At 60.0% G+C, this 24,769-nt stretch carries 22 protein-coding genes and 1 pseudogene; 14 read left to right on the plus strand and 9 right to left on the minus strand.

What is annotated here, in order from left to right; genetic code table 11:
• Window positions 1-42: 42 nt before the first annotated feature.
• From DNK06_RS09375 to DNK06_RS09400, 6 genes are all read right to left on the minus strand, one after another.
• A complete protein-coding gene (locus DNK06_RS09375) occupies window positions 43-1,017 on the minus strand; it encodes a TRAP transporter substrate-binding protein (protein WP_131179763.1) in 975 nt (324 codons plus the stop codon).
• Between the two features lie 89 nt (window positions 1,018-1,106).
• On the minus strand, window positions 1,107-1,994 hold the full coding sequence (locus DNK06_RS09380; protein WP_131179912.1) for an SMP-30/gluconolactonase/LRE family protein: 888 nt from the start codon (window positions 1,992-1,994) through the stop codon (window positions 1,107-1,109).
• Window positions 1,995-2,038: 44 nt separating this feature from the next.
• Window positions 2,039-2,866, minus strand: a complete 828-nt coding sequence (locus DNK06_RS09385; protein WP_131179764.1) for an NAD-dependent epimerase/dehydratase family protein — start codon at window positions 2,864-2,866, stop codon at window positions 2,039-2,041.
• A gap of 273 nt (window positions 2,867-3,139) precedes the next feature.
• Window positions 3,140-4,135 carry an NAD(P)-dependent oxidoreductase gene (locus tag DNK06_RS09390; RefSeq protein WP_131179765.1) on the minus strand — a complete coding sequence of 332 codons (996 nt, stop codon included), beginning with the start codon at window positions 4,133-4,135 and terminating at the stop codon, window positions 3,140-3,142.
• A 15-nt stretch (window positions 4,136-4,150) separates the two neighbouring features.
• A complete protein-coding gene (locus tag DNK06_RS09395; protein ID WP_131179766.1) occupies window positions 4,151-4,966 on the minus strand; it encodes an amidohydrolase family protein in 816 nt (271 codons plus the stop codon).
• A 63-nt stretch (window positions 4,967-5,029) separates the two neighbouring features.
• Complete coding sequence (locus tag DNK06_RS09400; RefSeq protein WP_131179767.1) at window positions 5,030-6,001, minus strand: TRAP transporter substrate-binding protein; 972 nt, start codon at window positions 5,999-6,001, stop codon at window positions 5,030-5,032.
• 343 nt (window positions 6,002-6,344) lie between these two features.
• On the opposite strand from DNK06_RS09400, the gene kdgD (DNK06_RS09405) reads away from it, so the two are divergent.
• Entirely contained in the window at window positions 6,345-7,256 is a 912-nt protein-coding gene (gene kdgD / locus DNK06_RS09405; RefSeq protein WP_131179768.1) for a 5-dehydro-4-deoxyglucarate dehydratase, read from the plus strand.
• A gap of 17 nt (window positions 7,257-7,273) precedes the next feature.
• Here kdgD (DNK06_RS09405) and DNK06_RS25200 read toward each other — a convergent pair whose 3' ends face one another.
• On the minus strand, window positions 7,274-7,660 hold the full coding sequence (locus DNK06_RS25200) for a hypothetical protein (RefSeq protein ID WP_207389991.1): 387 nt from the start codon (window positions 7,658-7,660) through the stop codon (window positions 7,274-7,276).
• 663 nt (window positions 7,661-8,323) lie between these two features.
• Between DNK06_RS25200 and kdgD (DNK06_RS09415) the strand changes: the two genes are divergently transcribed.
• The 6 genes and pseudogenes from kdgD (DNK06_RS09415) to DNK06_RS09440 all read left to right on the plus strand — a co-directional run bounded on the left by kdgD (DNK06_RS09415) (window position 8,324) and on the right by DNK06_RS09440 (window position 15,412).
• Entirely contained in the window at window positions 8,324-9,235 is a 912-nt protein-coding gene (gene kdgD / locus DNK06_RS09415; protein ID WP_131179769.1) for a 5-dehydro-4-deoxyglucarate dehydratase, read from the plus strand.
• Between the two features lie 163 nt (window positions 9,236-9,398).
• Window positions 9,399-10,442, plus strand: a complete 1,044-nt coding sequence (locus tag DNK06_RS09420) for a LacI family DNA-binding transcriptional regulator (protein WP_131179770.1) — start codon at window positions 9,399-9,401, stop codon at window positions 10,440-10,442.
• Between the two features lie 513 nt (window positions 10,443-10,955).
• Window positions 10,956-12,512, plus strand: coding sequence for a galactarate dehydratase (garD, locus tag DNK06_RS09425; RefSeq protein WP_131179771.1), 1,557 nt, complete (start codon window positions 10,956-10,958; stop codon window positions 12,510-12,512).
• Between the two features lie 92 nt (window positions 12,513-12,604).
• Window positions 12,605-13,537 (plus strand): 2-hydroxyacid dehydrogenase, encoded by a 933-nt coding sequence (locus DNK06_RS09430; RefSeq protein WP_131179772.1) that lies wholly within the window; start codon window positions 12,605-12,607, stop codon window positions 13,535-13,537.
• 110 nt (window positions 13,538-13,647) lie between these two features.
• Window positions 13,648-14,850: pseudogene (locus tag DNK06_RS09435) on the plus strand (aspartate aminotransferase family protein); the annotation flags it as partial.
• A gap of 115 nt (window positions 14,851-14,965) precedes the next feature.
• Entirely contained in the window at window positions 14,966-15,412 is a 447-nt protein-coding gene (locus DNK06_RS09440; protein ID WP_131179774.1) for a YybH family protein, read from the plus strand.
• Window positions 15,413-15,417: 5 nt separating this feature from the next.
• Here DNK06_RS09440 and DNK06_RS09445 read toward each other — a convergent pair whose 3' ends face one another.
• The gene (locus DNK06_RS09445; protein ID WP_131179775.1) at window positions 15,418-15,963 is read right to left on the minus strand and encodes a tetratricopeptide repeat protein; all 546 of its coding nucleotides are present in this window, start codon (window positions 15,961-15,963) and stop codon (window positions 15,418-15,420) included.
• A 208-nt stretch (window positions 15,964-16,171) separates the two neighbouring features.
• Between DNK06_RS09445 and DNK06_RS09450 the strand changes: the two genes are divergently transcribed.
• The 3 genes from DNK06_RS09450 to DNK06_RS09460 are packed head-to-tail and all read left to right on the plus strand — an operon-like array spanning window position 16,172 to window position 19,391.
• On the plus strand, window positions 16,172-17,461 hold the full coding sequence (locus tag DNK06_RS09450; RefSeq protein ID WP_131179776.1) for an NAD(P)/FAD-dependent oxidoreductase: 1,290 nt from the start codon (window positions 16,172-16,174) through the stop codon (window positions 17,459-17,461).
• An 11-nt stretch (window positions 17,462-17,472) separates the two neighbouring features.
• Window positions 17,473-18,030 carry a helix-turn-helix domain-containing protein gene (locus tag DNK06_RS09455; protein ID WP_131179777.1) on the plus strand — a complete coding sequence of 186 codons (558 nt, stop codon included), beginning with the start codon at window positions 17,473-17,475 and terminating at the stop codon, window positions 18,028-18,030.
• Window positions 18,031-18,050: 20 nt separating this feature from the next.
• The gene (locus DNK06_RS09460) at window positions 18,051-19,391 is read left to right on the plus strand and encodes a glutamine synthetase family protein (RefSeq protein ID WP_131179778.1); all 1,341 of its coding nucleotides are present in this window, start codon (window positions 18,051-18,053) and stop codon (window positions 19,389-19,391) included.
• Between the two features lie 92 nt (window positions 19,392-19,483).
• Here the strand turns inward: DNK06_RS09460 and DNK06_RS09465 are convergent, their stop codons facing one another.
• Complete coding sequence (locus DNK06_RS09465) at window positions 19,484-20,095, minus strand: Yip1 family protein (RefSeq protein WP_131179779.1); 612 nt, start codon at window positions 20,093-20,095, stop codon at window positions 19,484-19,486.
• Between the two features lie 433 nt (window positions 20,096-20,528).
• Here DNK06_RS09465 and DNK06_RS09470 point away from each other — a divergent pair, with 433 nt between their 5' ends.
• From DNK06_RS09470 to cyoB, 4 genes are all read left to right on the plus strand, one after another.
• On the plus strand, window positions 20,529-20,831 hold the full coding sequence (locus DNK06_RS09470; RefSeq protein ID WP_131179780.1) for a hypothetical protein: 303 nt from the start codon (window positions 20,529-20,531) through the stop codon (window positions 20,829-20,831).
• Window positions 20,832-21,443 (plus strand): DUF6436 domain-containing protein, encoded by a 612-nt coding sequence (locus DNK06_RS09475; protein ID WP_131179781.1) that lies wholly within the window; start codon window positions 20,832-20,834, stop codon window positions 21,441-21,443.
• Between the two features lie 449 nt (window positions 21,444-21,892).
• Window positions 21,893-22,789 carry a ubiquinol oxidase subunit II gene (cyoA, locus tag DNK06_RS09480; RefSeq protein ID WP_131179782.1) on the plus strand — a complete coding sequence of 299 codons (897 nt, stop codon included), beginning with the start codon at window positions 21,893-21,895 and terminating at the stop codon, window positions 22,787-22,789.
• 3 nt (window positions 22,790-22,792) lie between these two features.
• Window positions 22,793-24,766: a cytochrome o ubiquinol oxidase subunit I gene (gene cyoB, locus DNK06_RS09485; RefSeq protein WP_131179783.1), complete on the plus strand. Its 1,974-nt coding sequence runs from the start codon at window positions 22,793-22,795 to the stop codon at window positions 24,764-24,766.
• Window positions 24,767-24,769: the final 3 nt, after the last annotated feature.

A 24,769-nucleotide genomic window follows, 5' to 3' on the forward strand; every position in this document is an offset into this window, starting at 1 on the left:
GGAGCCGGCAATACGCCGACTCCATGCGCTTGCGCGAGAGGATTACTGAACGGCTTCGATGCGCTTGATCAGATCGGCGTACTGAACACCGTACTTCTCACGAACCGGAGCGGTCGCTTCGTAGAACGGTTTGGTGTCCACTTCGATGAACTCGACGCCTTCGGCTTTGAGCTTCTCGTCGCTGGCGGTTTCCTTGGCTACCCACAGGTCACGCTCTTCCAGTTGTGCTTCCTTGGCCAGTTTCTTGACCAGTGTCTGCTGCTCCGGGGTCAGTTTCTCCCAGGTAGTCTTGGACATCAGCAGTGGCTCGGGCAGGATCAGGTGGTGAGTCTGGGTGTAGTACTTGGCCACGCGGAAGTGGTTGTGCTCGAGCAGGGTCGGCGAGTTGTTCTCGGCACCGTCGATCACACCGCTCTGCAGGGCGCTGAAGATTTCACCGGTGTCCATGGCGATGCCGTTGGCACCCATGGCGTTCAGGGTATCGATGAACAGCGGATTGCCGATCACGCGGATTTTCATGCCCTTCAGGTCTTCCAGCTTACGCACCGGTTTCTTGGTGTAGAGGCTGCGGCTACCGGCTTCCATCCATGCCAGGCCGACCATGTTGAAGTCGGAGTTGGTGATGGCATCGAGGATTTCCTGGCCGATTTCACCGTCCACCACTTTGCGCATATGGTCGATGTCGCGGAAGACGAAGGGCATATTGAACACGTTAGTGGCCGGAACCACCGGGCCGACCGAACCGAGGCTGACGCGAGTCAGCTGAACGGCGCCGATCTGGGTCTGTTCGATCACTTCCTTCTCGGAACCGAGCACGCCGCCTGAGAACATACGGCCCTTGATTTCTCCGTTGGTAGCAGCTTCCAGTTTCTTGCCGAGGTTTTCCATCGCCACCACGGTCGGGTAGCCGGCCGGGTGAATTTCCGCGATCTTCAGGGTCATGTCAGCCTGTGCCAGGCTGGACAGGCCGAAAGCCAGAGGGAGTGCGGCAATGAGCAACTTGCGCTTGAAATTCATGTGAATCTCCGTTTTGTTGTTGTTGGTGTGCAGCGTTATGAAGCTCCAGAGTGGCCCGTCGGATCAACGGGTTCCCCAGATGTTGGTAATCAGGACTGGAACGGTGTTTCTTCAAGGCCACTGACGCCCGGCTGCAGGGCGAACACGCCACCCGCCAGAGGTTGATCGTCCAGGTTGCCGCCCGGGCGAATCGAAGTGACATACAAGGTATCGAGATTGGGGCCGCCGAAGGCGCACATGGTCGGTTTCTTCACCGGTACGGCCAGAGAGCGGTCGAGGCGACCGGCTGGCGTGAAGCGGTGAATCAGGCCGGCATCGTTTCCGCAGATCCAGTAGCAGCCTTCGGCATCCACCGCGGCACCATCGGGACGGCCAGGGTAGTCGTTCATGTCGACGAACAGGCGGCGGTTGTGCGGCGTGCCGCTGTCGATGTCGTAATCGAACGCCCAGATGGCCTGCACCGACGGGTGCGAGTCGGACAGGTACATGGTGCGGCCGTCAGGGCTGAAGCCCAGGCCATTAGGGACGATCAGGTCGTCCAGCAGCACGGGGAGGGTGGTCTGTCCGGCGCCGTCATAGCGATACAGCGCGCCGACGTTGGCGCCTGCCGCCATGTCCATGAGCATGCTACCCGTCCAGAAACGGCCCTGGCGGTCGCAACGGCCATCGTTGAAGCGCATGTTGTCGTGGGCGTGGCTGACCTCGACCAGGCGTTCGCCGGTCAGGCGGCCGTCATCGCCGGTGCTCAGTTGGAAGATCCCGCTTTGCATGCCGGCGATCCAACTGCCATCAGCGCGCCGGGCGATGCAGGCGAGCATCTCGTCCGCTTCCCAGCTTTGCGTGGTGGCGTCTGCCAGGTTCCAGCGGTACAGGCGTTTGTTGGGGATATCGGCCCAGTAAAGGGCCTGATCCTGCACGCTCCACACCGGGCTTTCACCCGTTGCATTGCGGGCATCAAGAATCAGTTCGGCTTGCATGGGCATGTCCGACCTCTTGTTATTGTTATCGAAAGGACGAGCTATCAGTCGTCGCCGAACGGGCCGGCAGCCGCGAAGGCGCCACCGTGATAGAGCGCGGCCGGATCATCGGCAGCCACTGGCGGCTGGGCCTCGACCTTGTCGCGGTAAATCTCGGAAGTGTCCTTGGGCTCGAAACCCAGATGAGCGGCCAGGCGGTTGTCCCACCAGACGGTCTTGTTCGCCGAGGCGCCGTAAACCACGGTGTGGCCGACGTTTGGTGTGGTGAGGCCGCGCTCGATCAGTTGTAGCAGATCGTCGTAGCTCAGCCAGGTGCTCATCATGCGGCGATTGAGCGGTTCGACGAATGAGGAACCGATGCGAATGCTGACGGTTTCGATGCCGTAGCGATCGAAGTAGAAGGTGGCCATGTCTTCGCCGTAGGACTTCGACAGGCCGTAGTAACCATCCGGACGGCGCGGGGCGCTGGCGTCGATGGTGTCGGTCTGCTTGTGGAAGCCGATAACATGGTTGGAGCTGGCGAAGATGACGCGTTTGACGCCGTGGCGACGCGCTGCTTCGTAGATATGGAATACACCGCTGATGTTCGGGCCGAGGATTTCCTCGAACGGACGCTCCACCGAAACCCCGCCAAAGTGCAGAATCGCGTCGACACCTTCAACGAGCTGATGAACGGCCTGCTTGTCGGCCAGGTCGCAGATCTGCACTTCGATATGGTCACCTTCGGCCGGTGCCATTTCGGCGATGTCCGAGAGACGCAAAATCTTGGTCAGGGGCTGCAGACGTTCGCGCAGTACCTTGCCCAGTCCGCCTGCCGCACCAGTGAGCAGCAGGCGATGGAAGGGTGGTTGGGCGTTGGAAGTCGTAGTCATGGGCGGGAGGCCTGTTCTCTGCTTGTTGTTATTTGGAGATTGTCATCTGTTGTCGTATGACATGGTGGGATTATCGGCATCCCTCGATTCGTTTGTCAACGCGCTCACAAAACAACAATATCGTTCGATCGAGTCGCTCTATGAAGCCATGAAGGCTGATTTATAAGGGTTTCTGCATCATGGTCTGAGGGCTCTGAGCGGCCGATATCGAGATACCTTCTTAAATTTAGGTTGTCTGATGACTTTGTGTCTGCACCCACGCCCTCTCAGGTGTCACCAACGGCCACGAGTGGTCAGGCGACGCGCATCGTCAGGATTCAGCGAGCCTTCGGGGATACTGCCGGCAAGAATCGAGCGGGCCTGCTGCACGGTTCTGAACACCTGATAGGTGATCGCTTCCGGCACCATGCCACCAATGTGTGGTGTGGCGATGATGTCGGGACGCTGCGCCAGGGTTGCGGTCGGGTGATCATCATGACCGCGTCCCACGTCAATCGCCGCTCCCGCCAGGTGCCCACATGCCAGTGCGTCGGCAAGCGCCGCTTCGTCGACCAGGCCACCGCGGGAGGCGTTGATGAAAAAGGCGCCCGGTTTCATTTTTGCGAAGAATGCAGCATTGGCCATGTTGTCCGTTTCCACGCTGTGGCGCGCCAGGCAGATCACCTGATCGGATCGTTCGAGCAGCGTGTCGAAATCAACGGCTTCGACGCCATCCGGACTGTCGGTCAGGTAGGGGTCATGGGCGAGGATCTTCACCCCCAGTGCGCGGAGCACGGGCGCAACGGCGGTTGCTATGTTGCCGAAGCCAATGATTCCAGCGGTCGAGCCGGCCAACTGGCTGCCCATGCGTTGCGTCGGTATCTGGCCGTGCTGATAAGCACTGAAATAATGCGGCAGGCTCCGTGCGAGGTTGATCATCTGGGCGATGATCCATTCACTGACGGCATGGGTGAAGCCTGGGCCGGCCTGGGTGACCAGTACGCCGTGCCTGGATGCGGCATCGATATCGATGCTCTTGGTGTCCATGGCGCAGCGTATGTAAGCCAGCAGGCTCGGTACCTCGCGAAACAGTCGCTCCGTACCTGCCGTCGGTTTGTCGGAGATGATCAGATCACAATTGTTGGCCAGTTCGATCAGTTCGTCCTCGCTCAAGACCCCGTCTTTCGGGCTTAGCACCAGCTCGCCGAGGCCAGCCAGCTCGCTCATCGCTTTTTCACCGTACCAGGTGTTCACGGAGGAAGGCGGGTAGGTGAGCAGAATTCTTGGCATTACCTGTCTCCTGATTCAATAGCCATAGAGTCTGGCTGGATTGTGAACGGTGATCTGCTCGCGTACTGCAGCGCTGCTCAGCCAGCCGAGGAGTAACCGCTGCAACTGATGCGTGCTGATGCTGGCATCCTGGCGAGCGGTGTGGGGCCAGTCGGTTCCCCATAACAAACGATCCGGCATGAGCTCTGCTGCACGCTCGGTGAAGGTTCGGTAATGGTGCAGCGCGGACTCGGAACAATCGCTGAACAGATAAGGTGCGGAGAGCTTTATCCACACATTCTTCTTGCGATTTACCAGATCGAATAGCGCATCGAGGGTGCCTGCATCCGTTGCGGGAGAGCAGGACGCGAAGTGATCCAGCACCACCGGGCCGTCGAGGCGCTCGATGTGCTCGAGTGCGCTGGGCAGGGTTTCCGGCCGCAAAAGCAGCTGCAGGTGCCATTGCAGGCTGCTGATCTGTTCTTCGACATAAGCGAGCTCCTGCAGTGTGGGGCCATTGGCGGCGAGGGTATTCAGGCGTACACCGCGCACGCCAATCCGATGCATGGCCTGTAGCTGTTCGAGTGGCGTATCGCGGCCGATGACTGCCACGCCTCGTGCCCTGGGGCCAAGCTGGGTGAGCGCATCGAGCATGCAGCTGTTGTCGGTGCCATAGACACTGGGCTGTACCAGTACGCAGCGCTCTACGCCCAGGCTGCTTAGCACCTGCTGGTAGTCGTCTGCAGTGGCGGTAGCGGGGAGGTAGTCCGCCCCGCTTGCCAGGGGGTAGCGGGTGTGATCACCGAAAATATGCGCGTGGCAGTCACAGGTCATTTCGAATGAGGTGGTCATAGGCTCTGGCTCTTGCGGTGTGGCAGTTATCCGCCACGGCGAGGGCCGTAGCGGATGCCAGTGTCACTGAACGGCTTCGATGCGTTCGATCAGTGCGGCGTAAGGCGCGCCGTACTTATCACGGACTGCCGCCGTGGCTTCATAGAACGGCTTGCGATCTACCTGGATGAACTCGACCCCCGCGGCCTTCAGTTTTTCTTCGCTTTGTGCCACCTGTATGTCCCAGAGGGCCCTTTGTTCCATCTGCGCCTCTCGGGCGAACTTCCTCACCAGCGTTTGCTGCTCAGCGCTGAGCGCTTCCCAGGCCTTCTTCGACATCACCAGAGGCTCGGGAATGATCAGGTGACTGGTTTCACTGAAGTACTTGGCAACCTGTTGGTGGTTCTGAGCGAGCATGACGGCTGGATTGTTCTCGGCGCCATCGATCACCCCGGACTGCAGTGCACTGAAGGTTTCCCCGGTGCCCATGGCAATGCCGCTGCCGCCCAGTGCATTCATGGTGTCGAGAAAGAGCGGGTTTTCCATCATGCGCATCTTCTTGCCTTTCAGGTCGGCAAGCGTGCGGATGGGCTCTTTGCTATAGAAATTTCGCGAACCGGCGTCCATCCACGCCAGGCCGACCAGCTCGAATGTGGAGTTGGTTATCTTGTCGAGAATCTCCTGGCCGATTTCGCCATCGATGACCTTGCGCATATGCGCACTGTCGCGGAACACGAAAGGCATATTGAAGACGTTCACGTCCGGCACCACGGGGCCTACGACGCCAAGGGAGACGCGAGTAAGCTGAATGGCGTTGATCTGGGCCTGTTCTATCGCTTCCTTTTCTCCACCCAGTACGCCGCCTGCGAACACCCTCATGGTGATCTCGCCGTTGGTCGCGGTGCTGAGTTTTTCGCCCATATGTTCAATGGCTGTAATGGCTGGATAGCCCTTGGGTTGCGTATCGGCAACTTGCAAGGTTATCGCGTCGGATAGGGAGGGAATCAGTAGGGCCAGAGGAAATGCGGTCGACAGCAGGGTACGTCTGAGTTTCATGGTCATGTCCTTCTTGTTGTTGTCAGGGATGTAGGTGACGATGAGTTCAGCAAAAAAATGAACGCCAGGGTTCCATGGGGACGTGCGCCATGCGCGCGTGCTGGGTTAGTGGGTGGGAGAGGATGCGTTACCGCCTGGCGTACATCTATTGTTATAGGTTGTCATATGACGGAGTGTGCTCAGCCGATTCCGAACTTGTCAACTTGGTGGCGTCAGCTTCCTCAAGCCTTCACTGGCGGTTGTTCAGAAGAAAGTATTAGCTTTCATTTTGGTCGTACGATAACGTATCTCTAACAGCTGCGGCTGCCCTTTCATTTCAACCCGCTTTACAGGTGTTCGAAGAATGACCCCACAAGAATTAAAATCCGTCCTCTCCTCCGGTCTGCTGTCTTTCCCGCTGACCGATTTCGACGCCCAAGGCGAGTTCAATCCTGAAGGCTACGCACGTCGCCTGGAGTGGCTGGCCCCCTACGGCGCTACCGCTCTGTTCGCGGCTGGCGGAACCGGTGAATTCTTCTCCCTGGCTGCCGACGAGTACTCGTCCGTCATCAAGACCGCCGTCGACACCTGCGCGGGCAGCGTGCCAATCCTCGCTGGCGTGGGCGGTTCCACTCGCCAGGCGATTCAGTACGCACAGGAAGCCGAGCGCCTGGGCGCCAAAGGCCTGCTGCTGCTGCCGCACTATCTGACCGAGGCTTCGCAGGAAGGTGTTGCCGCCCACGTCGAGCAAGTCTGTAAATCGGTGAAGATCGGTGTAGTCGTCTACAACCGTAACGTCTGCCGCCTGACCGCTCCGCTGCTGGAGCAACTGGCCGAGCGCTGCCCGAACCTGATCGGCTACAAGGACGGCCTGGGCGACATCGAACTGATGGTGTCGATCCGCCGTCGTCTGGGCGACCGTTTCAGCTACCTGGGCGGCCTGCCGACCGCTGAAGTCTATGCCGCTGCCTACAAGGCACTGGGCGTACCGGTCTACTCGTCGGCGGTGTTCAACTTCATCCCGAAAACCGCGATGGATTTCTACCACGCGATCGCTCGCGACGATCACGCCACCGTTGGCAAGATCATCGATGACTTCTTCCTGCCGTACCTGGACATCCGTAACCGTAAAGCCGGTTACGCAGTGAGCATCGTCAAGGCTGGCGCCAAGATCTCCGGCTACGATGCAGGCCCGGTTCGCGCTCCGCTGACCGACCTGCTGCCGGCCGAATACGAGCAACTGGCGGCACTGGTCAAGGCGCAGGGCGCTCAGTAAGCGTCAGTCTCACTGATCTACAAACAAAGGCCGCTGTTTACAGCGGCCTTTGTCGTTTCAGAGTGCCTAAAAGTGATCGTTGTAGGGGCGAGCTTGCTCGCGATAGCGGTAATGAAGATCGAACTGACGGTGCATTGAAATGGTTTCGCTGGCAAGCCAGCTTTTACAAAGACATGCTTTCTGGTGGACGCGGAAAAGCCGCTGCAGTTTGTTCGGCTGCAGCGGCTTTTCCTTTTTACCTCGCTGACCGCTACCAGCGGTTTGCCCAACTCCTTTTCCAGATAACGGTTGAACACGCGGGCGTTCACATCCGTGTCGCCACCCGGTGCGATGGGCAATACCACCTGAATGGCTTTGCTCGGGTACTTGTCGTCGGCCTGCACATGAGCGGCGGTGGCGCTCATGTGCAGGGCGGCGAACAGGCTGAGGGCGGTGCGTAGGGAGGTGTTTCGCTTCTCTTGTTATTGTGCCGCGAAGGTTGCGGGAAGACCCGTTGGGCTCCAGCGGATTGAACGTATCGGCGCAGCCTCACACGACTCTGTTATGGGAACGGAGGCTCGTGGAGGTGTGATACGGACTTGAGTGCGGGTCGTTACCTGCGCCTTCTCTCGCTCGACGGCTGGGAGAGGGGAGTCGCATCGCGATAAGCGAGGGCTGCGGGGGAGGGCGGTTCGGCGTGAGGGACGTCAATGTCCTGGCCTTTGCGGATGGGTGTCGTCATGTCGCGCACCTTTGTCATTGTCGATTCATAACGGCTATCTGGCTGATGTTGTCGTATGACTTGTCGGCTGCTGATGACCTTTTTCATGCCGGGTTGGTGGAAAATTTTTCCGCCAGAAAGCGAGTTTTCGCCAATCTAAAGCATGATATTCCCGATGTAATTAGAGATTTACCGAGGTTTTTCCTGGTTTTTGGACATTTCGTTGGATTATGCAGTGGTTGCTCCGAAACGGTGCAATAGAAAGAAAAATGCGTCCGACTGCTTGGATTTTTAATGGTTGTACGATAACGTATGACTTCAGTTGCCGGTAACGGCCTCCATGTCCTCATCCAAGGGTGTAAGAAGAATGACTCCACAAGAATTAAAATCCGTCCTCTCCTCCGGCCTGCTGTCCTTTCCGCTGACCGACTTCGATGCCGCTGGTGAATTCAACCCGGCTGGCTACGCACGTCGCCTGGAGTGGCTGGCCCCCTACGGCGCGACTGCTCTGTTCGCGGCTGGCGGTACCGGTGAATTCTTCTCCCTGGCTGCCGACGAGTACTCGTCGGTCATCAAGACCGCCGTCGACACCTGCGCGGGCAGCGTGCCAATCCTCGCTGGCGTGGGCGGTTCCACTCGCCAGGCGATTCAGTACGCACAGGAAGCCGAGCGCCTGGGCGCCAAAGGCCTGCTGCTGCTGCCGCACTACCTGACCGAAGCGTCGCAGGAAGGTGTTGCCGCCCACGTCGAGCAAGTCTGTAAATCGGTGAAGATCGGTGTAGTCGTCTACAACCGTAACGTCTGCCGCCTGACCGCTCCGCTGCTGGAGCAACTGGCCGAGCGCTGCCCGAACCTGATCGGTTACAAGGATGGTCTGGGCGACATCGAACTGATGGTTTCTATCCGCCGTCGTCTGGGTGATCGTTTCACCTACCTGGGTGGTCTGCCGACCGCTGAAGTTTATGCCGCTGCCTACAAGGCACTGGGTGTACCGGTCTACTCGTCGGCGGTGTTCAACTTCATTCCGAAAACCGCAATGGACTTCTACCGCGCAATCGCCCGTGAAGATCACGCCGCCGTCGCCAAGATCATCGATGACTTCTTCCTGCCGTATCTGGATATCCGCAACCTGAAATCCGGTTACGCAGTGAGCATCGTCAAGGCTGGCGCCAAGATTTCCGGCTACGATGCAGGCCCGGTTCGGGCTCCGCTGACCGACCTGCTGCCGGCCGAGTACGAGCAACTGGCTGCCCTGATCGACGCCCAGGGCCCGCAGTAAGCACGTTCACCTCTTCGAGGTGTCAGAAAGCCCGGGCCTGTCGCCCGGGCTTTCTGCTTTCAGGGGGGCAACACCTGATTACAGGTCTGTCTGCGCCTGCCGCTAGTTGCCACCCGGTTCGCTGGTTAAGATGCGGCTTCCCTCGTACAACCCGCGGCCCGTCATGGCAAAGAAATCCTCTCGTTCTTCATCTTCTCTTTCGGCGGCGAACAAAGGGGCGAGCATCACCCTGATCGACGTGGCCAAGGTGGCTGGCGTTTCGCCGATCACCGTGTCGCGAGCGCTGCACCGACCCGAAGTGGTCAGCGAGGATGCGCGCAAGAAGGTGCTCGAGGCGGTGCGGGTGACCGGCTACGTGCCGAACATGCTGGCGGGCGGCCTGGCGTCGAACAAAAGCCGACTGATCGCCATCTTCGTGCCGACCATCGCTCACTCGATCTTCGCTGAAACCGTGCAGTCGCTGATGGATCACCTGACCAGCGCGGGCTACCAGACCATGATCGGCCTCACCGGTTATTCAGCCGAGCAGGAAGAGCGTTTGCTCGGCGCGGTATTGGGCCGTCGCCCGGACGGCATCGTATTGACCGGTACGCTGCATACCGAGGAGAGTCGCCTGCGTTTGCAGGCTGCCGGTATTCCTGTCGTCGAGGCCTGGGATCTGGGGGCGTCCCCCATCGACATGCAGGTGGGCTTCTCTCACGAAAAGGTCGGCCAGGCGATCGCCAGTCATCTGCATGCCAAGGGATATCGGCGTTTCGCTATCGTTTCGGTCGATGACTCCCGTGCGCTCAAGCGCGGCAGCAGCGTGGTGTCGCAGCTCAAGGCACTGGGCGTCGACGAGGTGCCGATGGCGGTTCTCGCTGCACCGGCGACCTTGCAGAGTGGGCGAGAAGGGCTGCGCCAACTGCTCGCCGAGGGGCATGACCCGCAAGTGGTCGTCTGCAGCTCGGACACCGTGGCCCAGGGCATTCTGGCCGAAGCGGCGAGTCAGGGGATCGACATTCCCGGCCAGTTGGCGGTGATGGGCTTTGGTGATCTGTCCAGTGCCGCGCATCTTCACCCGGCGCTGTCGACGGTGAATGTCGATGGTGCGCGCATGGGCAAACTGGTCGCCAGCGCGCTGCTACAGCGCTTCCGCGACGATTCCGAACTGCAGCCGGTACGTCTGGATACCGGCTTTACGCTGGTCGACCGGGCTACTACCTGACCTCTCGTCAGACAACTGACAACATGACAAAAAGCACTTGAATGATTGCGCAATCATAGTAAAGTCAGCCTCGTAGCGAACTGCGTGGTGCCATGCTCACTGCCGGATTGATTGCGCAATCATCGATTGTCAGTCACCGAGCCAGGCACCGTCAGCCAATAAGGACAATAAAGCCGTGAAAAACAGTATCCGCACATCCTTCCCATGCCCCATCGCGGGCAGCTTTTGTATTTCCCTATCTGCGCCCGGCGTCCTGAGACCGAGTCCAGGCATCGCGCTCGTTGCCATTATTGGCTAGCGACCGGGCCCAGTCCCAGCTCGAGATTTTTATGGCCTTGCCATCTCTGGCGTCCGTGGCAAGCGACGTTAAAAGCCGCTCCCGGCAATTTTTTGACCCCGCCTTTGGGCGGCTGGCGCCCTCGCCGGCGTCGGCCTGAGCACCCATACAATGGCGCGTGGCACTGGCTGCGCGGCCTTGTATGGCAATGAAAAAACAAGAAAAGGATTAGCCTCATGGAACTCATTCAACATCAGGACTCCCCGCGTTACATCCGCCTGCACGCCGACGATAATGTCGGCGTGGTGGTCAATGAGCAGGGCGTGGCGGCCGGTGGCCGTTTCGCCGATGGCCTGGAGGCGCTGGAGGGCATACCGCAGAGTCATAAGGTGTCGCTGGTGGCGATTCCCGAAGGTGGCAACGTGGTGCGCTACGGTGAAGTGATCGGCTATGCCCTGAAACCCATCGCCGCCGGAACCTGGGTGACCGAGGCGGTGCTGCGCATGCCCGAGCCACCGGTGCTGGACAACCTGCCCAAGGCGACGATCAAGGCCCCTGTGCCGGCGCCGCTGGAAGGCTATACATTCGAAGGCTTGCGTAACCCGGACGGCACGGTCGGTACGCGCAACATTCTGGGCGTGACCACCACCGTGCAGTGCGTGGTGGGCGTTCTCGATCATTGCGTCGACCGAGTGCGCAAGGAAATCCTTCCCAAATACCCGAACGTCGACGATGTGGTGGCGCTGTCGCACAGCTACGGCTGCGGCGTGGCGATCAACGCGCCGGACGCCGTGGTGCCGATCCGTACCCTCTACAACATCAGCCGCAACCCCAACCTCGGCGGCCAGGCGCTGGTGATCAGCCTGGGCTGCGAAAAGCTGCAGGCCAACCAGCTGATGGATGGCGACCTGCTGACCAATGGTATGGAGGAGGAGGACTGGCTGTTCCGCCTGCAGGACTCCAGCACCGGCTTCATCGGCATGGTCGAAGAAATCATGGCCATGATCGAGGAACGCCTGAAGGTGCTCGATCAGCGTCGTCGGGAAACCGTGCCGGCTTCCGAGCTGGTGGTCGGCATGCAATGCGGCGGCAGCGACGCGTTCTCCGGTATCACCGCCAACCCGGCGCTGGGCGTGGCATCGGATCTGCTGGTGCGGGCCGGCGCCACCGTGATGTTCTCGGAGAACACCGAAGTGCGTGACGGTATTCACCTGCTGACCCCGCGGGCTGCGACCACGGAAATCGCCGATGCGCTAATCCATGAAATGGATTGGTACGACCGCTACCTGGAGCGTGGGATGGCCGATCGCAGCGCCAACACCACGCCAGGCAACAAGAAGGGCGGCCTGAACAATATCGTCGAAAAGGCCATGGGTTCCATCGCCAAGTCCGGCACCAGCCCGATTGCCGGCGTCGTGTCGCCCGGCGAGCGGATTCGTGGCAAAGGCCTGTACTTCTGCGCTACCCCGGCCAGTGATTTCATCTGTGGCACGCTGCAGCTGGCGGCCGGTATGAATCTGCATATCTTCACCACCGGTCGCGGCACGCCTTACGGCTTGTCCATGGTGCCGGTGATCAAGGTGGCTACCCGTACTCAGCTGGCAGAGCGCTGGCCGGATCTGATCGACGTGGACGCCGGGCAGATCACCTCGGGGCGTATGACCCTCGATGAAATGGGCTGGCACATTTTCCAGCTCTACCTGGATGTCGCCAGCGGCAAGAAGCAGACCTGGGCGGAGAAGCACCGTCTGCATAATGATCTGGTGCTTTTCAACCCGGCTCCCGTGACTTGATCGATTATCGGACAACGATGCTTTCCAGAGCATCGCTGCCCGGAACATTGCAGGTATCATCCGGACTTTCGCCTGAGATAGAGGAGAGCTGCATGAGTCGTCCCAACGTGCTTCAGGTCGGTCGTTTCCCGACGCGTTTCAACGAGCGTCTGCAGCGCGACTATCAGCTGACCCGTTTATGGGAACAGCCCAATAATTTTCTCGCCGAGCACGGTGCCGATATCGACATCGTGGTCACTTCTGCTCGCTACGGTTGCTCGGCCGAGCAACTGGCGCAGATGCCCAACCTGCGTGCCATCTGCAGTTTCGGCGTCGGCTACGATTCGATCGCAGTCGATGAGGCGAAAGCGCGGGGCATCCCGATCAGCACCACGCCGGATGTGCTCAACGAGTGTGTCGCCGACACGGCTATCGGTCTGCTTATCGACACCGCCCGGCAGTTTTCCGCTTCCGATCAGCATGTGCGTCAGGGCAAATGGCTCAAGGGCCAGTACCCGCTGACTCGCAAGGTCAGCGGCAAGAAGCTGGGCATCGTCGGTTTCGGCCGGATCGGCAAGGACATTGCCAAGCGCGCGGCCGGCTTCGATATGACTATCCGCTACCACAACCGTCGCCAGGATCCAGCTACCAGCTATGGCTACGAGGCCGATCTCAAGGCCCTGGCTCGTTGGGCGGATTTTCTGGTACTGGCCTGCCCGGGCGGTGCATCGACCCATCACCTGATCGACGCCGCGGTACTCGAAGCCCTGGGTGCAGACGGCATTCTGGTGAATATCGCCCGCGGCAGCGTGGTGGATGAGCAGGCGTTGGTTGCGGCATTGCAAGCGGGTACCTTGGGCGGTGCGGGATTGGACGTGTTCGAGGACGAACCGCGGGCGCCCGAGGCGCTATTCGAAATGCCCAATGTGGTGCTATTGCCCCACGTCGGCAGTGCCACCGAGGAAACCAGGCTGGCCATGGAAAACCTGGTGTTCGATAATCTCGATGCCTTTATAGCGCGTGGCGAGTTGCTCACCCCGCTGTAACCAATATGCGAACCCGCCAAGGCGGGTTTGCATATACGCGCCGGGCCACAAGCCTGACCGCGGTTCCTACCCTTGAGCGTCACCCGGTGCGTCACAAGCGCACCGGTTAACGCCCGCTGCACACTGTGCGCGGCGAGGGCGTGTGGCTGTATGACGAGTCCGGGCGCCGCTATCTGGATGCCTACAACAATGTCGCCTCCATCGGCCATTGCCACCCGCGAGTGGTGCAGGCCATCGCCGAACAGGCCGCGCGGCTGAATACCCACACCCGTTATCTGCAGGAAGGCATTCTCGATTATGCCGAGAGCCTGCTTGGCACCTTTCCCGATGCGTTGCAGCAAGTGATGTTCACCTGCACCGGCAGCGAAGCCAACGACCTGGCCCTGCGCATCGCCCGGCATTACACCGGCGGCACCGGGGTGATCATCACCCGCTTCGCCTACCACGGCGTCACTGGCGATATTTCCTCGCTGTCGCCATCGCTAGGGGCGAGTATTCAACTGCCCGCTCATGCACGCACCGTGCGTGCACCGGACGCCTATCGTCTGGGGGCGGAGCAGGCCGGCAAGCTGTTCGCCGAAGACGTACGCGGCGCCATCGCCGATCTGCGTGCCAGTGGCATCAAGCCCGCAGCGCTGCTGATCGACGGCATCTTCGCCAGCGACGGTATTTTCGCAGATCCCCAGGGCTGCATCGCCGAGGCAGTCGCCATCGCTCACGCCGAAGGCCTGCTGTATATCGCCGACGAAGTGCAGTGCGGTTTCGCCCGCACTGGCGCGCATATGTGGGGGTTTCAGCGGCATGGCGTGCAACCCGATCTGGTCAGCCTCGGCAAACCCATGGGCAATGGTCAGCCGATTGCCGGCGTGGTGGTGCGCCCTGAAGTACTCGAGCCTTTCGGCCGCAGCATGCGCTACTTCAATACTTTCGGCGGCAACCCGGTGTCCTGCGCCGCCGGCCAGGCGGTGCTGGATGTGATCCATGACGAAGGGTTGCAGCAGCGCTCGACGCAGATCGGCGCTTACCTGCTCGGCGAGCTTCGCAAGCTGAGCGAGCGCCACGAGTTGATCGGTGACGTGCGCGGGGCCGGAATGTTCCTCGGCGTGGAACTGGTAACCGATCGCAAGATGAAAACCCCTGCAGCCGAGCAGACGCGGCGCGTGGTCAATGGCATGCGCGAGCGTGGTGTGCTGATCAGCGCGGCTGGGCCGCTGGAGAACATCCTGAAGATTCGTCCTTTATTGACGTTTCAGAGCGAGCATGCCGATCTGCTGTTGCAGGCGCTGGATGAGGTGTTGCTGGAGCTGGCGTAGTTCGCGCGGGGGAGGGCATTGGTCGCTTTCTCTGGCCGCTGCGCATCGGGCGGCTAGAGTAAGACTACGTCGGGGCGAACGGGCGCTTCGAGTGTAACGACGACTGGAGGAGGCGATGAATACCGTCACCCAAAACGCGGCTGATCACGCCAACATCGAGCAGATGCTGGGGCATTGGAGGCAAGCCGTTAGCGACAAGAACCTGCACCGTATCAGCGAACACTACAGCATCGATGTCGTGGCGTTCGATGCGGTAGGACAGTTGCAGTTCAAGGGGCGCGACACCTACATGGCCCACTGGCAGGCTTGTATGGAGATGTGTTCGGGGCCCACTTTGTTCGACATGCAGCAGTTGCATGTAGAGCTGGGGCAGGATCTGGGCTTCGGCTATTTTATCTGCCACTGCGGGGGTGCGAACGAGCAGGGTGAAATGCAGTCGTCATGGATGCGCGTCAGCCAGTGCTATCGCAAGCAGGACGGGCATTGGCTGATCGCCCATGAACATTTCTCCGTGCCTTTCGATGCGCTCACCGGGCAGGCTTCTTTCGATCTGCAGCCGTAATGTGATCAGGCGCCCGGTTTGCTATCCAGCGCTTTGCAACTGGCCGCATAGTTCTGCCGGCAGGCACTCTGGAACAGGCGGCGAGCCTGATTCGGGTCACGTTCGACGCCCTGGATGCCTCGCATGTAAAGATTGCCGAGAATGTGCTGGGCCATGGGGTTGCCGCTGCTGGCGGACTGGTTCAGGTATTTGAGCATGGCCTGCGGGTTGCCGAACTCCGGGTTGTCGCGCCCGGTATACAGGTAGGCAAGGCTGACGGCCGCTTCGGCATGGCCGCGATCGGCCGCCTGTTTCCACCAGTATTCGGCCTGCTTGAGATCCTTCTGCGGTTTACCGACGAAGTAGAAACTGCCGAGCTTGAACTGGCTATCCAGATCGCCACGCTGAGCCAGGCTGCTCAAGCGCTGGAAATCGTCATCGACCGCCTGCTGCTCCGGTGTCACCGTGGCTGCAGGTGCTTGGGTTTCATCGTCGCGGCTGGCACAGCCGGCGATCAGCAGAATGCCGAAAGCCAGCAGAAGGGGAGTGGTCAGGTGTGAGAGTCGGGTCATGCTAAGTCTCCTGGGCACTCGCGGGCTGCTCTTCATGGCCGGTTCTGGTCATGCAGCCGCCAGTGCTTCGATTGTTGTCGATGTTCGACCCGGCCGGCGCTTAACCGTTCGCTCATCGCTGGCAAAGGTGTCGATGATCCGACTGCGCTTGGCGATATGAAATTAATGATGTATTTTTTCATGAAATATCGCTAGATAATTTCATCTCATGTTCAAGCAGTCTACCCAGCATGTCGGTACCTACTATGCTGGCACCTATCCCGGCACGATCCCACTACGCCCGCGTCTGGAGGCCAGCCTCGACTGCGATGTGTTGATTATCGGCGCCGGTTTCAGTGGTTTGCATACGGGCTTGCGTCTGGCCCTGAGTGGCAAGCGCGTGGTGCTACTGGAGTCCAGTCGAGTGGCCTGGGCCGCGTCCGGGCGGAATGGCGGGCAGGCTTTGCTGGGCTGGTCCTGCGATATGCCGCCGCTGGAAAAGGCACTCGGCCTGGAGGGCGCGCGAAGCCTGTGGGACAGCATGTGCTGGGCCGCCGAGGAAATGCGCGAGCTGCCCGAGCGTCATGGTTTCGAGGTCGATTACCGGGTTGGTAGCTTGTGGGCTGCCGTGCAGCCGCGCCGCGTCAGCCAGTTGCGCGAGGCGCAAAGCGAAGCGCTGCAGAAATGGGGCTATCAGGATTTGCGCCTGATCGAGGGCGCGGAGCTGCGCGAGTGGATCGACAGCCCGCGTTATGTGGCGGCGCTCTACGACGCTCAGGGCGCCCACCTGAATCCACTGAAGCTGGCCCAGGGGCTGGCGTCTGCCATCGAACAGGCCGGTGGGCGGGTCTTCGAGCAAAGCCAGGTGCTCGGCTACGAGGAAATATCCGGCGGCTATCTTGCACGCACAGCCGAGGGTGAGGTACGCGCCGATGTACTGGTGCTGGCCTGCAATGCGTATCTCGACGATCTGGATACCTCGTTATCCCGTCGCGTGCTGCCGGTGGGTTCCTATCAGGTCGCGACGGCCGTGCTCGACCCGCAGTTGGCGCAATCGCTGCTGCCCCATGACAGTTGCGTGATCGACAACCAGTTCGTTCCCGATTACTTCCGCCTGACACCGGACAATCGGCTGTTGTTCGGTGGCGGCTGCACCTACCTGGGTGGGTTGCCCAGAGATATTCCCGCTGCTACCCGTCCTTATCTGGAGCGCGTCTTTCCACAGCTTGCCGGTGTGGACATAGAGTTTGGTTGGGGCGGGCATATCGACGTCACCATGAAGCGCACGCCGGATGTCGGCCGCCAGGGGCAGCGTTACTGGCTGCAGGGTTTCTCCGGGCACGGCGTGCTACCGACCCTGGCCGCCGCGCGGGCGGTGGCCGACTCGATCCTCGGCGCTGAGCAGTTGCTGGCGCTTTATCAACGCATCGGCAATCCACGTTTTCCTGGCGGCTCCTGGCTGGCTGCGCCGCTCGAAGCGGCGGGCAAGGCCTGGTACCGGCTGCGCGACAGCATCTGAAGGACAGCGCCATGGATATGCAAGAAGAAATCGAGGGGCTCGCGATCCTGATTCGCGACCTGCGCAAGCACAAGAACCTGACGCTGGGTGAGTTGGCAGCGCGTATCGGACGCTCGGTGGGTTTCCTGTCCCAGGTCGAGCGTGGCCTGTCGCGGCCGACCGTGGCGGATCTGACCGCCATCAGCGAGACCCTGGGTGTGCCGACCACCTACTTCTACAGCCTCGCCAAGCCCCGGATGTTGCCCTGGGTCACCCGGCCTGGCGAACGCCGCACGTTGTATTACGCCGGTGGGATCACCGATGTGCTGGTCTCGCCGAGCATGTCGGCTGGATTCTCCATGCTGGAGAGCCACCTGGCACCCGGTGCCAGCAGTGGCGACGGGCATCTGAACGACAGTTCGGAGCAGGGCGGTTTCGTACTCGAAGGGCACCTGAGCATCTGGCTGGATGATCAGCCGGAGCCGGTCATCCTCGGCCCCAACGACAGCTTCCAGCTACCGCCACATAGCCAGTTTCGCTACGCCAATCTTACCGATCAGCCCGCACGGGTACTCTGGGTGTTCCGCTGAGCGGACACAGGATCCTCGACATGACCACCGACAACCTGCTCGACGAAGTCCGTACTTTCCGCGCCGCTCACCCCAACGTTCGCTATGTCGATCTGATCTGCCTGGACATTCCCGGACATTTCTATGGCAAGCGCTATCCCATCGAGATGCTGGAGAAAGTCGCCGCAGGCAGCCTGCTCAAGCTGCCGCAGAACTGTGTGCTGCTCGGTGCCCAGGGTGGCCTGCATCCGATTGGTGATTACTGCTTCAAGGATGGCGACCCGGATGCCACCCGCCGGTTGATTCCCGGCACGCTCAAGCCGGTGCGCTGGGAAAGCCAGCCGCTGGGCCAGATGCTGATCAGCTCGGATGGCACCGAATCGCCCATCGAGTTCGAGCCGCGGGAGGTGCTGTCGCGGGTGCTGAAGCGTCTGGCCGCGAAGGGTATTCGTCCGGTCGTCGCTTTCGAATTGGAGTTCTATCTGTTCGATCGCGCCCTCAAGGACGGGCTGCCGCAGTATCCGCGTGATCCGCTGTGTGGCGATGAGGACGATCAGCCGAACCTGCATATCGAGCGCCTGTCGCGTTTCTCCACGGTATTGCACGAGATCGTCGAGGCGGCCAACGAACAGGGCATCGACGCCAATGTGATCACCGCAGAAATCGGCCCTGGGCAATTCGAAATCAACTTCGCTCACTGTGAGGATGGCCTGCAGGCGGCCGACTGGGCTGCGCTGTTCGGCCGGCTCACCCGTGGCGTGGCACTCAGGAACGGGCATCGGGCCAGCTTCATGAGCAAGCCCTACCTCGATGCACCGGGCAGTGGCATGCACGTGCACGTGAGCCTCTATGACGAGCAGGGCAATAATCTGCTGGCGGTCGATGAGCAGCGCCCGCTACGCCACGCGGTGGCTGGTTGCCTGGAATGGTTGCCGCACTGCATGCCGATCTTCGCCGCCCACCACAATGCCTACCGTCGCTACGGCTCGCGGGTGAATGCCGCGAGCCGTGCCAGTTGGGGCTATGAAGATCGCGATGCCTGCGTGCGTATTCCCGACTCGGACGCGCGCAACCTGCGCATCGAGCACCGGCTGGCTGGCGCCGATGCCAATCCCTATCTGGTATTGGCGGCGATTCTGGCGGCGATGGAGCATGGTCTGGAGCAGCGACTGGAACCCATCGCGCCGTTGAACGAGAACCGTCAGAGCGGTATCGACTTCCCCATGGACATGCTATCGGCAGTTACTGCCATGCGTCACCATCAGGCGGTGAACAACGGCTTGGGGGAGGAGTTCGTGATGGTCTATTGCGAGAACAAGCGTCAGGATCACCTTGCGTTCATGGATAGCATCAGTGCCCGTGAGTATCGCTGGTTCCTTTGAAGCAGTTGCAAGCTCCAAGCTGCAAGCCTCAAGTTTGAAGCTTCCCGCGGCGCTCTTACTTGCAGCTTGAGGCTTGCAGCTTGTAGCTGCTTCTAGCGGAACAGCGACCAGCTCACCGCATAGTCGTTGAAGCCCAACCCCCAGAGTGCCACGGTCAGTGCGAGGATCAGCTCCAGCAGCAGTACGCCAATGGCCAGGGTACCGCCAGAGATGGTCAGCCCCTCGTTGACGGGAATGCGCAGAAACGCCGGCATGCCTACATAAAGTAGGCGAGCGCTGTAGGCGAGCGCGATGATGCCAACGAGTAGCAGTAACCAGGCTTTCGGGTAGAGCAACGAGATGCCTGCGATGAACAGCGGTGTGGCGACATAGCCGGCAAAGACGATGCAGCGGCGACGGCTCGGGCGACTGGCGAACGAATCGGACATCCAGTGGATGACATTACCCATGATGGCCACGCCGACCAGCATCAGGATATAGAACGCGATGCCCAGCGCAGCCGCCGTCGGCATCGCCACCTTGTATGCTTCTCCACCCAGATGCCAGCCGATTTGGGTGGTTCCGATAAAGGCACTGACCACGGGAATGAGTGCCATCAGCAGAACGTGATGGGCGTAAAGCTCAGTGATGCTCTCCTTTTCCCGGTCGATGTTGCGCCACTCGCGGCCCGGATGGGCCAGTAGCCCCCAAATGTGATTGATCATGACTCTTCTCCTCTGGCTCCAGCATTTCCTGCCGACATGAGATATCCGAGAGCTGATCAGCCTGGATCGTGCGGCACCCGCAATTCAATTCAGCCCTCACAAGGTATGAGTGAAGTTCACCGCAATAGGTTTGACCAGAAATTTGCTGGCCCCCCGCACCGACCTCGTCAGGCATCGTGACGATTGCGCCTGACGCTACAGTTGGCGGGGTGCTCAAGGGATTCCCTTGGCGGCGGTATGGGTCGTAACGGGGTATGTCCATTGTCGACGACAGGCTTCGTGGCGCTCGCGTCTGAAGCCCATGACCGCGGGCCTTATAGGCCAGACAGGGCAGGGGAGGGCGATAACCCTTCATTTTCTATGTGCTTTTTGGTCCCTGCCGCGGCATGGGTAAAAATGCTATGTTCCGCACCCTCTTCGGCGGGGTGTAGACATGAGCGACGATAAGGCACGCAATCGATCCACGGAGCAGGCGGACACTGGTAAACGCGGTGGATGTCTGTGGCTGACCCTGCTCGGTCTCGGCTTCATTGCGCTGGTCTTCGGCATCATCATCTATGCCATCACCCGTGAGCAGACTGCCGATATTCAAGCCAACGAACTAGCCGCCATCCAGGCCTGCTGGGTCAAGGCAAACGATCCGACCGCCAAGCCGACCTCGCGCTCTTTCGCTACCGATAGCTGCAAGGAAATGGAAAAGCAGTTCCGTATCAAATACGGCCGTGAGCCAGAGTAGATGAGCAAGACGCAGACGGCTCCGTCCAAGCGCTTTCTTCTGATTCTATGCCTGCTGGCGCTGGCGATCATGCTGGCGATCGGTGCGTGGGTCTGGGCACGTTTCGGTGTCGCTTATCTGCGCCCCTTCAGTGATCAGGAGCAGCAGGCGGTGTTCTTCCAGGGTGGCGGGCTCAAGCTGCCGGCCGAACTGGCCGGGCCTGGCAAGATTCGTGTGGTGCATTTCTGGGATCCGCAGTGCCCCTGCCACAAGGAAACCGATGCTCACCTCAATTACCTGATCAGCCTCTACCGTTTCTCCGGGGTCGAGTTTTACAGTGTGCAGAAGCCGGGAAGCGTGGGCGAGATGCTGCCGTTTCTGCGTGGCAAGCTCACGCCGCTGGAGTCCCTGGAAGGGATGGAATCGATTCCGGCGAGCCCGGCCATCGCCATCTGGGATCAACATGGGCGCCTGGCCTACGCCGGCCCTTACAGTGAGGGGCTGGTGTGCAACTCCTCGAACAGTTTCGTTGAACCGATCCTCGATGCGCTTTCCGCTAATCGCAGCGTTTCCGCGGCCAACACCATGGCCGTTGGTTGCTATTGCGATTGGCAATCTGCCGAAGGAACCTGATTTACCGTAATAGCCTTTTTATGAGTGGCTATTGCTGTGCGACATATTGCCGCGCAAATTTGGCGATATGAGCCACTATTATGAGTCGCAACTCATCCGTTTATTCGCAGCTGGCTAGCGAGCCGTGGTTTTACCTCGCGCTACAGGTGCGGTCATATGGGGCTTTGCGAGCTAAGCGAGATATCACCGGCCGCAGGGTCGCGGTTGGTGGTGTAGGGCTGGGGCAGGCCGGGGCGAGCACTACATCCCGACTATTTGTAGGCCCATCGTCGTTATGCAGTTGGTTTTTTCGGCTGCGTAACCGAAAATGTCGCCCCCTCCGTTTAGTGGTTTCGATGCTGAAACGATTTCGGTGTGCGAACGCACCGTTTTCCTGGCATGCCCTGCCGTATTGGGTATCAGGCTGAACAGAACGATATGTGGGATATCACTTTGCTGAAGGTCGTGAAATGAGAGAAGAGAAGTACCACCGCTTGTTCCGCACGCTTCTGACGATTGTCGTGGCCGTCTCCCTGAGTGGCTGCGACTGGGTTCTTTTCGATTCGAAAGGCCAGATCGGCATCGAGCAGCGCAACCTCATCATTACCGCCACTCTGCTGATGCTGATCGTGGTGGTTCCCGTCATTTTCATGACCATTCTGTTCGCCTGGCGCTATCGCTCCTCGAACAAGGACGCGACCTACGCGCCCGAGTGGGCTCACTCGCACAAGATCGAGGCCATCGTCTGGGGCGTGCCCTGCGTGATCGTCGCCGTGCTGGCGGTCATCACCTGGAAAACCACCCACTCGCTCGACCCGTACAAGCCGATCGAGTCCGACGTCAAACCTCTGGTCGTCGAAGTGGTTTCGCTGGACTGGAAATGGCTGTTCATCTACCCGGAGCAGGGCATCGCTACCGTCAATGAACTGTACATTCCGGAAAACACCCCGCTGAGCTTCCAGATCACCTCGCAGTCGGTGATGAACACCTTCTTCATCCCGCAACTGGGCGGCATGGTCTACGCCATGGGCGGCATGCGCACCCAGCTGCACCTGATTGCCAACGAACCGGGCGAGTTCTTCGGCCTGTCGGGCAACTACAGCGGGCACGGCTTCTCGGGCATGAAGTTCAAGGTGCATTCGACCAGCAACGAAGAGTTCGAGCAGTGGGTGACCAAGGTCAAACAGTCGCCTGACACGCTGACTTTCGATGGCAGCTATCAGTTGCTGTCCAAAGCGAGTGAAAACAACCCAGTCGAGTACTTCAACGCTCAGCCTGGTCTGTTCCGGCAGATTCTTGGCCAGTACATCGATTACAAGAGCAACCCTGTGAGCGAAGCCGCGCACGATTCAGGTGCGGAGGAATAAACGATGTTCGGAAAGCTGACACTAGACGCAATACCCCTGCACGAGCCCATCCTGGTAATCACGATGATTGCCGTGGTTCTGGGTGGTCTCGGGCTGTTCGCCGCGCTGACCTACTTCAAGAAGTGGGGCTACCTGTGGACCGAGTGGCTGACTTCGGTCGACCACAAGAAGATCGGCGTGATGTACATTCTCGTCGCCCTGGTCATGCTGCTGCGCGGTTTTGCCGACGCCATCATGATGCGTACCCAGCTCGCCATCGCTACCGGCGGTTCCGAAGGCTATCTGCCGCCGCACCACTACGATCAGATCTTCACCGCTCACGGTACGATCATGATCTTCTTCGTGGCCATGCCACTGGTGGTCGGCCTGATGAACATCGTCACGCCACTGCAGATCGGTGCGCGCGACGTTGCCTTCCCGTTCCTCAACTCCCTGAGCTTCTGGCTGTTCGTGGTCGGTGTGCTGCTGACCAACATCTCGCTGTTCGTCGGTGAGTTCGCCATGACCGGCTGGGTCGCGTATCCGCCTTTGTCAGGAATCGAATACAGTCCCGGGGTAGGGGTCGACTACTACATTTGGGCGCTACAGATATCCGGTATCGGTACGCTGCTGACGGGTGTCAACTTCTTCGTGACCATCATCAAGATGCGCGCCCCCGGCATGACCCTGTTCAAGATGCCGATTTTCACCTGGACCATTCTGTGCACCAGCGTGATCATCTGCGGCGCCTTCCCGATCCTGACCGCCGTACTCGGCATGCTGACCCTGGATCGTTACCTGGATTTCCACTTCTTCACCAACGACGCTGGTGGCAATCCAATGATGTACGTCAACCTCCTGTGGGCCTGGGGCCACCCTGAGGTGTACATCCTGATCCTGCCGGCCTTCGGGGTGTTCTCCGAGGTGACTGCCGTATTCGCCCGCAAGCGTCTGTTCGGTTATGCCTCGATGGTCTGGGCTACCATTGCCATCACCGTGCTGTCGTTCGTGGTGTGGCTGCACCACTTCTTCACCATGGGCTCCGGGGCCAGTGTCAACGCCTTCTTCGGTATCGCGACGATGATCATCGCCATTCCGACCGGTGTGAAGATCTTCACCTGGCTGTTCACCATGTACCGCGGTCGTCTGGAATTCACTTCGCCGATCCTGTGGACCCTGGGCTTCATCATCACCTTCTCCATCGGTGGTATGACCGGCGTGCTGCTGGCCGTTCCGGGCGCTGACTTCCTGCTGCACAACAGCCTGTTCCTGATTGCCCACTTCCACAACGTGATCATCGGCGGTGCGGTATTCGGCTACATGGCCGGTATCACCTTCTGGTTCCCGAAAGCGTTCGGCTTCAAGCTGCACGAAGGCTGGGGCAAGGCGTCCTTCTGGTTCTGGATCGTCGGTTTCTACCTGGCGTTCATGCCGCTGTACATTCTCGGCTTCATGGGCATGACCCGTCGTCTGAACAGCACCACCAACCCGGAATGGGAGCCGTGGCTGCACATCGCCGTGGTCGGCGCCGTGCTGATCGGTATCGGTATCCTGTGCACCGTGATCCAGTTCGCTGTATCGATCATCAAGCGCAAGGAACTGGCCGACGTGACTGGCGACCCATGGGACGCTCGCACCCTGGAATGGTCGACCTCGTCGCCACCGCCGTTCTACAACTTCGCGGTAACGCCACATGGTGATCGCATCGACGAATTCCATGAGATGAAGCGTGACGGTCTGCCGGCTGCGCCGAGCAAGTACGCACCGATTCACATGCCGAAGAACACCGGCGTTGGCCTGATCATGTCCGTAGGCGCTCTGGCCTTCGGTTTCGCCCTGATCTGGCACATCTGGTGGCTGGCTGCATTGAGCTTCGTCGGCACCTTCGCCGTCCTGATTCGCAACAGCTACAACCAGGACGTCGACTACTACGTGCAGCCCGATGAGATCGAGCGGATCGAAAAGGCACACATTCAAGCAAAGGCTAATCAGGCGTAAACC

The organism is Phytopseudomonas daroniae (assembly GCF_004327285.1).
Taxonomy (GTDB): domain Bacteria; phylum Pseudomonadota; class Gammaproteobacteria; order Pseudomonadales; family Pseudomonadaceae; genus Aquipseudomonas; species Aquipseudomonas daroniae.